At 43.7% G+C, this 9347-nt stretch carries 7 protein-coding genes; 4 read left to right on the top strand and 3 right to left on the bottom strand.

The genetic code is table 11. The features are described 5' to 3' along the window. Positions 1-1161: 1161 nt before the first annotated feature. The 3 genes from GJU40_RS04610 to GJU40_RS04600 are packed head-to-tail and all read right to left on the bottom strand — an operon-like array spanning position 1162 to position 3980. A complete protein-coding gene (locus GJU40_RS04610) occupies positions 1162-2895 on the bottom strand; it encodes a hypothetical protein (RefSeq protein ID WP_154306564.1) in 1734 nt (577 codons plus the stop codon). Positions 2896-2911: 16 nt separating this feature from the next. After that, a complete protein-coding gene (locus GJU40_RS04605; RefSeq protein ID WP_154306563.1) occupies positions 2912-3508 on the bottom strand; it encodes a PilW family protein in 597 nt (198 codons plus the stop codon). Continuing rightward, positions 3492-3980: a type IV pilus modification PilV family protein gene (locus GJU40_RS04600; protein ID WP_154306562.1), complete on the bottom strand. Its 489-nt coding sequence runs from the start codon at positions 3978-3980 to the stop codon at positions 3492-3494. The genes GJU40_RS04605 and GJU40_RS04600 overlap by 17 nt, the downstream gene beginning before the upstream one ends. Positions 3981-4121: 141 nt before the next feature. On the opposite strand from GJU40_RS04600, the gene GJU40_RS04595 reads away from it, so the two are divergent. From GJU40_RS04595 to GJU40_RS04580, 4 genes are read left to right on the top strand one after another with little or no spacing between them, the layout of a single operon-like run. Then, complete coding sequence (locus GJU40_RS04595; protein ID WP_154306561.1) at positions 4122-5582, top strand: DUF308 domain-containing protein; 1461 nt, start codon at positions 4122-4124, stop codon at positions 5580-5582. 54 nt (positions 5583-5636) lie between these two features. Further along, a complete protein-coding gene (locus tag GJU40_RS04590; RefSeq protein ID WP_154306560.1) occupies positions 5637-6344 on the top strand; it encodes a PRC-barrel domain-containing protein in 708 nt (235 codons plus the stop codon). A 14-nt stretch (positions 6345-6358) separates the two neighbouring features. Then, the gene (locus GJU40_RS04585) at positions 6359-7684 is read left to right on the top strand and encodes a VanW family protein (protein ID WP_154306559.1); all 1326 of its coding nucleotides are present in this window, start codon (positions 6359-6361) and stop codon (positions 7682-7684) included. Then, positions 7681-9342, top strand: a complete 1662-nt coding sequence (locus GJU40_RS04580) for a GspE/PulE family protein (RefSeq protein ID WP_154306558.1) — start codon at positions 7681-7683, stop codon at positions 9340-9342. The genes GJU40_RS04585 and GJU40_RS04580 overlap by 4 nt, the downstream gene beginning before the upstream one ends. Positions 9343-9347: the final 5 nt, after the last annotated feature.

The raw sequence follows: 9347 nt of genomic DNA, 5'->3' as shown, positions 1-9347 counted from the left end.
GAGTCAAGCACCCTCCGCTCCAATCAGCAGATATATTCTTAGTCCTTTGACTTAACATCTATTGGGAGTCACAGCAAGCACTTTGCCAATTTCTTTACATTCATGGCAGGAAGCATTGTTTGCATACAAATTTCAATCCTTCGCATTAGCAAATACATGTTCAAATCGTCACTTCATTGAAAAATTGAAAAATCAATAGTGATTCTAGCTTGCGAACTAAATAATCTTTGTAGTGATAATGACAATGGTTTACTCCATCCATACCAATTTTTGTTCAGGAGTGGTGGGGGAAAAGCCGATTTCCGCTCCGGGTGCTTGCTTTCCGGGGGGCGGGCGGCGAGCCTCCTCGTCGCTGACGCTCCTGCGGGGTCTCGCCCATCCCGCTAATCCCCCAGGAGTCAAGCACCCTCCGCTCCAATCAGCAGATATATTCTTAGTCCTTTGACTTAACATCTATTGGGAGTCACAGCAAGCACTTTGCCAATTTCTTTACATTCATGGCAGGAAGCATTGTTTGCATACAAATTTCAATCCTTCGCATTAGCAAATACATGTTCAAATCGTCACTTCATTGAAAAATTGAAAAATCAATAGTGATTCTAGCTTGCGAACTAAATAATCTTTGTAGTGATAATGACAATGGTTTACTCCATCCATACCAATTTTTTTCAGGAGTGGTGGGGGAAAAGCCGATTTCCGCTCCGGGTGCTTGCTTTCCGGGGGGCGGGCGGCGAGCCTCCTCGTCGCTGACGCTTCTGCGGGGTCTCGCCCATCCCGCTAATCCCCCACGAGTCAAGCACCCTCCGCTCCAATCAGCAGATATATTCTTAGTACTTTGACTCAACATCTATTGGGAGTCAAAGCAAACACATTACCCAATTTTTTGATCCCTCGCAGAGTATCAAACGCATGCCATACTTTTCCTTTACATCAGTAAACACACGTTTAATCATCTTTTGCGACTTGCATATTGTTTCATTGTGTAAGTTTACTGTAGATGTTCTGCCTCTTCTAGGTAAGCCTCCATACATGATGCTGAATGAGTTTTTAATGGTTGGCTCCTGCGGGAAAAGCAGCTCGGCCCCGCCCGCGGAAAGCATCCACCCGGAGTGGAGATCTACCTACATTGATATTCTATCTATATTTTATAATAAAATTCACTTATTCAATGATGGGATCTTCCAGCAAGATTTGATATCTGTCTACCCTTGGGAGAGCATCTAGCTGATTTAATAACACTGACAAATCATGAGTCACAGAAAAACGAGACTGCTGCCCTTGCTGAGCATTACGCGGCACAATATTGCTTCCAAGTCTGTTAGATCTCGCAACTTTATTCTGCCGGATACTGTTTATGGTCAACATGTCTCTTGCAAAAATGCCTCCGTCAATCTGAAACAAGGAGCCAACTCCATATAATTCAGCTTTTCCTTCTGTATAGAAGAAAGCTTTTAAAGGAGTAATGGTGTCAGCGCCTATGTCTTTAAACTCGTTAATTCTAGTAATCATTAAATCTTTTCTCGACATCAGTACAAGCTGAGAAGAATCTATTCCTTTGATATTGGTGTTGGATATTTCGCTTTGGCCAAGCACATAAACAGTGGAATCAAATTGAACTTCATCATCTTCCGTTTTTTCAGGCTGGCTGCGGTCATCCACAGTATCTCCTTTGATCCTTAAATTTCCGGTCACGAGAATGTTTCCATCGATCTCGATGGGCCGTCCGCTTTGAGGCTGAATTTCCAAATCTCCATGAACAATCAGCCATGCCTGGGGATGCAGCTTTAAGTTGCCCTTAATATACAGAGGCGGATAATCCCCGGCCTGATGATTTTTGACACTTAATGTTCCTGCAGGTGAAACTTCCAAATTCGCATACAAAACGGACTTTGCGCTTTGATTTGAAATATTTTCAATGTCACGGTAATTTAAACCAGGTTCTATCATTGTAAAACGGGTGCAGCTGTTAAGAGGCGAAGATTTGTTCAGCATATGCTGAGATAATGCTGCTTTGCATGGTTCTATCAGTTTTTCAATGACAAAGGGCAGATTGTGATCCTGAAAATCGCTTTCTTTCAGGATCACTGAGCCTCCAGAGATTTTGGTAAGCAGCTGAAGCAGCGTTTTTCCAAAATTCACTTCCATATAATCATTTACATCCCTGCTGATGATCACCTTGGAATCCTCATCAAAAAAATTCAGCAGGGAAGCATCTTGGAAGTTTTTTAAGCCATTCAGATTGTCTTTGAGCAAAACTTCGCCAAATATTCTTGGATAGAGTGTATCAGATGAGCTTATTTGATTGAGCTGTGTGGAAGCACCATCCTTATACATTGCTGTGTTATTTGACAGCAGTGTATGGGAAAAAACATTGCCGTTAATCTCGGAAGCACCTTGAAGAAGGAGCGTTCCCTGTGGACCGGATCCCACAGCATAGCGAAGAAAACTTGGAGTTGGCGAGAGGAACACGGTTCTTTTCATCGTTTTGGACCGCTCTCCTCCTTCTCCTTGTTTTCTTTTTGCGGTATAGGAAAATTCATACACCCTTGTGAAGGTTTGAGAAGGCTGAATGTGATAGTGTGAGGATGAAATGTCCTTTATATTCATTCCCCTGCCTCGCAGCTCCTGCAGCAAAGGAGACAGATAGCTGTCTATGTTTATCAGCTTTTCATCTGTTAAGTAGAACAGTTGATTCACCGCAAGTTCCTGGGAGAGATGGGCGATTGATTCGTTCATCACGGCTGCTGCTTGTGCTGCTAGCTCAACCTCATCCTTTCTTGCTTCAGTCCTTTGCGCTCCGCCAATGGCTGCTGACAAAATTGCCAGGCCAAGCACTGTAAAAATGATCGTGATCAGAAGCACGGTCAGCAAGCTGCTGCCTCTTTCATTCTTCAACCTACTTCCACCTTTCCTAAAACCCAAATTTGCTTTCAAATTCTATGTGTTCCGCTCTGCCTTTCTGAAATAAGAGGCGAAGAGTGATCACGCCGCTGGAACATTGTTTTTTGCTGCTCCCGGAACCAGAGAGCCTGCTGTCTGTACAGGAAAGACTGCTGTTTAAGGATGAAATCTGAACATTGCTGCTGCTAATAATTCTTTCTGTCGTTTCTTTCTCTGATTGCTCCTGCCGTTTAATAGAAGATTGACTGACCAGATAGGTAATGGTGCTAGGTTTTTCTTTGCCCTTTTTTTCAACAAGAGAAGAATTTAATGAACTGATGCTCAGCTCGTGGTCATTTACAATTTTAAAACAAAACTCACTTTCAGTTTTAGTACAGTTCTCCACAGTATCAATTTTCGCTGCATACAAATCACTGAGAATCAAGGAGAGAATATAATCTCCCTCATCACGCAATTCCTGCTCGGCGGCCGTTTTGCTGTATGCTTGTACCCCCATTTGAAAAACACCGTAAATAGAAGCGAGGGCAATCGTGGAGATCGTAATGGCAGCCAGCAGCTCAATTACAGTCAAGCCCTGCTGATTAAAAATGTTACCGGATTTTTTCATGAACGATGTATCCCTCCAACGTGACAGACTGCCCGTTCCATTCACTCGTTACCATAACTGGGAGTAGATGCTGCTTCTGTACTGGCTGCAGAATTTTTGCAGTAATGCTGTAAGATCTATTGTTGAGCAGCGGCTGAAACATTGTGCTGCACTGCTCGGAAAATATCCGCTCGCCTGTTTTAGCTTTCGCTTCACAGTGCAGGCCGGCATGCAGAGTCAGTGAGAAATCAGCATCTTTTTCGGCAGCATACAACTCACTGATGAGTGTAAAGTCCTGCCTTTCTAGGTAATTCAGCATATTTTTCGCTGTGTAAATGCCAAGAGTCGACTCTTCACTTTTCTTAGTATAGCTGTACGATTGGGAGAAAAATGAGAGCATTGCTAACGAAATAATGCCCAGTATGGTCACTGATATCAGTACTTCCAGCAAGGTGAAACCCTGCTCCCTTTTTGAAAAGATAACCTTTTCCATAAAAATCACTTCTTTCCAATTCTTCAAATCTATTATACAATAAAATAGGAAAATACATCCGTTTTTCAGTCAATTTTTACTATTTTTAAAGATATATAGCACCAATTTTGCGTCATATCCTATTGTGAGAGGGTCTTATGTATGATAAATGTCGTATTAATTCTGCTTGGAGCAGGCATGCTGATTCCAATTATCTATTTGATTCCTATGGGAATAAGCCGGAAAGGAAAGGCACTCATTCTTTTCCTCTCAGGGGTCTTGGCGCTTATTTTTACGTTTGCCAATAAAACAATGGAAAGCTGGCAGGCTTTATTGTCACTGACAGGTTTAACAGGAGCAATGAGTATGCTGCTTTTCAAAAACGCTGGAAAATTCGTGAAGAAGATGCAGGAAGTGTCCCTGGATGACATTGATAGAGAAGCTGCACAGCATTCCTTCAGAACAGCAGCCCTGGAGACTGCTGCAGCCTCCGCTTTTCCCGCCAGCCAAGTAGAAGAATATGAAGAGCTGTTTGAAGAAGTACTGTACAGTAATGAAGATTTGAACCCTGCTGAACGTATTGTTGAAAAAGCTCTAGATGCTCTCACCGAGGAGCCGGCAGATTCCGGGGAAGAGAAAGCAGAAAGGGTTGAGGAAGCCGGCGGGCTGCTTGAGGAAATGGGTGATCATGGCTTGATGGACTTTCTGGATATTAGAAATGATGTGGAGGAGCCCGCTGTTGACGCTGCTGTGCCAGATGGGGAAGATCTCTCCGGAGAACAGAGTGACCATGCTGCAAGCCGGATGGAAGCAGCAGGGGCAGTCAGCAGCAGAGAGGATGAACTGACGGAAGATGAGCTGTTGAATTTCCTTGAAATTAGAAAATCTGAAGAGCAGCCTGATGATGAAAAACAGAACAGCTTTCCGCTGCGGGATGATACTCTCACGGAGAAATCAGCTGATCTTTATGATAAGGAAGAAACTTCCCATCAAATCTCAGCCGAAGAAGAGCCTGACTCCGGACTGCTGGATTTTCTGGACATCAGACATGAGACTGAAGAGGTTACTGTGAAAGAGAAACTGGAACTCTCCCCATATTCTTTCGGGATAAGTGAGGAAGAAAAGGAAGTCCTGCTTGGTCAGGTTCCTGCCGGGGAAAACTTAAAACCAATCCAAAAAGACCCCCCGGATACGATAGAACCAGTGGTGGAAAACGGGCTGAAAAGTCTTTCTGAAGAAACTGCACTCCCGGAAAAAGTTTCTTCTTTCTTAGTGGAAAAAGAACGTGATGACGACGATATAAAAAGCAAGAAGAACATCAGTAACATAGAAGAGAGAAAGAGGCAGAGTTTATCACCTGCACTGTATGATCTTCTTTCTGAACAGCTTCTCCTCTGGAAGAAAACACTACATGCCTCAGAGTATGAAGAAGTGTTGAAAACCGCGCTGAGCGCAGCTTCTTCTCATAAAGAAATGTTTCTTTTCGGAAGCAGGCTTCTTGAGCACTATACTGCAACAAAACAGGAAGTGCCGGCTGCTGAAATGTTCACAAGATTATCCAGTGAACTTGCTGCATTTCCGGTGCTTGTCAGCCAGCTGGACATGACTATGAGTAAGCAATAATTCTGCAGCATATTTACAAGATACTAAAAAATAAAAACGAACAAGGTGAGAGAGATGAAAAAAAGTACTGAGATTATAGGTTTGCCGATCATTAATATTTCTGAAGGATCTGAGGCGGGCAGTGTGAAAAGCCTTGTCATTAATCCTGACAAAGGGACAGTGGATTTTCTGACAGTTGAACACGAGGAGTGGCAGGTCAGCATCAAAGCTGTACCGTTCAGAAAGGTTGTCGGCATCGGGGAGTTTGCCGTTACGATAGATTCCGATCATGCAATTATAGATTTAAATGAAATTCCTATTGCAAATCAGCTGGTTAACAAACGAATTCGGATTACAGATACAAAAGTGATTACAAAAAAAGGACAGCTGCTTGGAGCTGCAACGGAATATTTTATAGATGATGAAAGCGGTCAAATAATCGGCATTCAGCTTAAGCTTGCAGAAAGAGATGTCTATTTAAAGGCCGCTCATATCCTGACATTTGGCAAGGATATTTTAATTGTGCAGGAAGATGCTGAAGCGAAGATTGCTGAAAACCTGGAAGACTTGGTAAAAGAGGGTTCGGGTGAAGATGAATCTGTCTCTGTTGAGCAAAAGCAGGTTGATCTGCTGTTTGGAAACAAGCTGTTAAGAGATATTCATTCCAAAGACGGCAGCCTGCTCATACAGCAGGGAGCAGTCCTTTCTTATGATGATATTCAAAAGGCCTTGAATGACGGGCCAGGCACGTTTGTTGAGCTTTCCATGAATACGGAAGTGTAAGGGAGAAGTGGACAATGAAAAGCTCTGGAGCAGCAGCCAAACTTTTAGTTGTACTCATCCTTTCAACAGGCTATCTGATTGCTTTTTCACAGGTGGGAGCTTACGCATACAGCCAGATGTTTAAACCGCTTCAATTTTCTGCAGAAACGCTGGTCGGCTCTGCAGATATATCTGGTTTAACAAGAAGTGAAGCTCATCGGGAAGTCGCTTCTGCAGTTGAAAAATGGGAATCTGAAAGAAATATTATTCTCACGGACGGAGAAACGGAAGCAGAGCTGGAGCAGGGAACTGTTGTTTTCCGCATCCCTGAAAGCATTGAAGCAGCAGAGGATGGCGGCAGCAGCAAAGTAGCTGCAGTCCTGAACAACGGAAAACTGGACTCCCTGCTGAAATCTCTACTGGGTTCAGGTGAGGAACTGATTGACAGAGATATGCTGAAAAGCAAGATTACTCAACATGCTGAAATGCTGTCTCCCAGGATAGTGTTCTCCCTGGAGGACTTTGTGAGTAACGGACTCGAAACAGCTGTTGCAGAAACGGTAACAGCAAAAGTGCCTGACGAAGAGGAAATGATCCAGCTTCTTGCCCATTTGAACGGACTGGTACTGGAGCCTCAGCAGGAAGTCTCTCTTCTTGACTTAACGAACGGAGGAGCAGGCTATTCAAAGGAAACGTTAAACCATTTTTCTTCCGCACTCTACAGAAGCGTTTTGTACACACCGTTTGAGATTCTGGAACGCCATATCAGCGTTGAGATTCCTGAATACATAGAACCTGGATTTGAGGCGGCAATTATACCGGGAAAAATGGATTTAAAAATTTACAATTCAACTCTGTCACCGTACACGGCGAGTTTTGAACTGAAGGGAAGCGAGCTGTACGCAACGATAACAGGAAAGCCGTTCCTTTCTGAGGCGAAAGTGGTCATGGTGGGACAAAAAACATTTCAGCCGCGAACGATCATCCGCTATGATGCTTCACTTTCTGAAGGAGCAGAAAGGCTGAGAGAAGGTCAGGCAGGAACTATGATGTCTTTGAAACGACTGCTGATTTACCGGAATGGAGCAGAAAAACTCCTGGGAAATCTAGAAGACTTTTATCCTCCAAAGCATCACATTCTCTATCAAGCACTGATTTCTCCGCCAGAGCCAGAACCGGAAGTGCTGATAGAACCAGAGATAGAGGAAGAAACAGAGCTTTCCGAAGATGAGATTGAAGTGGAAGTTGATGACATTCAACCTATAGAGGCTCTCCCTGAAAGCGAAGTAACAGAAGAACCCCTCTCAGAAGAGCAGGAAGGGGAGATAGAGGAAAGAGAAGCACTGGAGGAGCAGTCATGAAGCAGGTGAGAAAACGGCTCGGAGATTTACTGGTAGAGGCAGGACTGATACGTGAGGAGCAGCTGCAGGAAGCGCTAACCACAAAAGCACCGGGTCAAAAGCTTGGCGACGTGCTCCTTGATCTCGGTTTTATAACAGAACAGCAGCTAATTGAAGTACTTGAGTTTCAGCTTGGTATTCCGCATGTTAGTTTGTTTCGATATCCTTTTGACAAAAATCTGGTCAATATGATTTCCATTGAATTTGCGAAGCGCAATATGATTATTCCTCTTAAAAAAGAAGGAGATACGCTTTATGTTGCGATGGCAGATCCAATGGATTTTTACACAATAGACGATCTGCGCCTGTCAACAGGGTTTGTGATTGAAACAGCTATTGCATCAAAGGACGATATTGTTAAAGCCATTTCAAAATATTATGAAATGGATGACAGCATGTCGGATTTGATGGAACAGCTTCCTGACTTTGGGGATGCTGAAGAGGAAAAAATCACAGGTGAAGACTCTCCTGTTGTCAGGCTTGTGAATCAGCTGCTGACAAATGCTGTTCAGCAGCGGGCGAGCGATATTCACATTGATCCTCAGGAAACAAAGGTGAGTGTCCGTTACCGTGTGGACGGAGTGCTGAAAACGGAAAGAGCATTGCCAAAGCATATGCAGAATGTGTTAACAGCCAGAATTAAAATCATGGCGAATCTGGACATCACGGAACATCGCATCCCTCAGGACGGCAGAATGAAAATTTCTTTGAACTTTCATCATACAGATTTGCGGGTATCAACGCTTCCCACTGTGTACGGTGAAAAAATCGTCATGCGTGTGCTGGATCTGGGCAGTGCGCTCAATGATATCGAAAAGCTTGGATTTAACCAGCTGAATCTGGAGAGATTTACACATCTGATCAGCCAGCCAACAGGCATTGTATTAATCACCGGCCCAACAGGGTCTGGTAAATCTTCCACTTTGTATGCGGCTTTAAATCAGCTGAACAATGAAGAAGTGAACATTATCACAATTGAAGATCCAGTAGAATATCAGCTCGAAGGAATTAATCAGATTGCAGTCAATCCAAACGTTGGCATGACCTTTGCGAAAGGGCTGAGGTCGATTCTCCGCCAGGATCCCAATATCATTATGGTCGGGGAAATTCGGGACAGGGAAACGGCTGAAGTGGCAGTCAGGGCCTCGTTGACCGGACATCTTGTTATGAGCACTCTTCATACCAATGATTCGCTCGGTACCATTACCAGATTGATTGATATGGGAGTTGAGCCGTTTCTTGTTGCAAGCTCTCTTTCCGGCGTTGTTTCTCAGCGTCTTGTGCGAAAGGTGTGCAGAGACTGTTTAAGAGAAGAAGCACCTACAGAAAGAGAAAAAGAAATCTTTTCTAAGCGGGGAATGTCTGTCAGCAGTATCTCCAGGGGAGAAGGCTGCGGCACCTGCAATATGACAGGTTACAAAGGCAGAATTGCTATTCATGAGCTGCTGGTCATGAATGAAGAAATGAAAAAGGTCATTATGAACAAGCAGTCATATACAGAGTTAAAAGATCTGGCGGTTGCAAATAAAACGATTTTCCTGATTGATGACGGACTGATTAAAGTAAAACAGGGGCTTACCACAACAGAAGAAGTATTACGGGTTGCGGTACTGGAATAGGTGAT

The sequence above is a fragment of the Metabacillus lacus genome (assembly GCF_009674805.1).
GTDB lineage: Bacteria > Bacillota > Bacilli > Bacillales > Bacillaceae > Metabacillus_C > Metabacillus_C lacus.
This window is presented reverse-complemented; position numbering and strand designations above follow the sequence as displayed.

Coding starts and splice junctions, on each gene's coding strand:
- GJU40_RS04590 (WP_154306560.1), top strand. CDS start 5,637: ATGAAAAAAAGTACTGAGATTATAGGTTTGCCGATCATTAATATTTCT.
- GJU40_RS04605 (WP_154306563.1), bottom strand. CDS start 3,508: ATGAAAAAATCCGGTAACATTTTTAATCAGCAGGGCTTGACTGTAATT.
- GJU40_RS04580 (WP_154306558.1), top strand. CDS start 7,681: ATGAAGCAGGTGAGAAAACGGCTCGGAGATTTACTGGTAGAGGCAGGA.
- GJU40_RS04595 (WP_154306561.1), top strand. CDS start 4,122: ATGATAAATGTCGTATTAATTCTGCTTGGAGCAGGCATGCTGATTCCA.
- GJU40_RS04585 (WP_154306559.1), top strand. CDS start 6,359: ATGAAAAGCTCTGGAGCAGCAGCCAAACTTTTAGTTGTACTCATCCTT.
- GJU40_RS04600 (WP_154306562.1), bottom strand. CDS start 3,980: ATGGAAAAGGTTATCTTTTCAAAAAGGGAGCAGGGTTTCACCTTGCTG.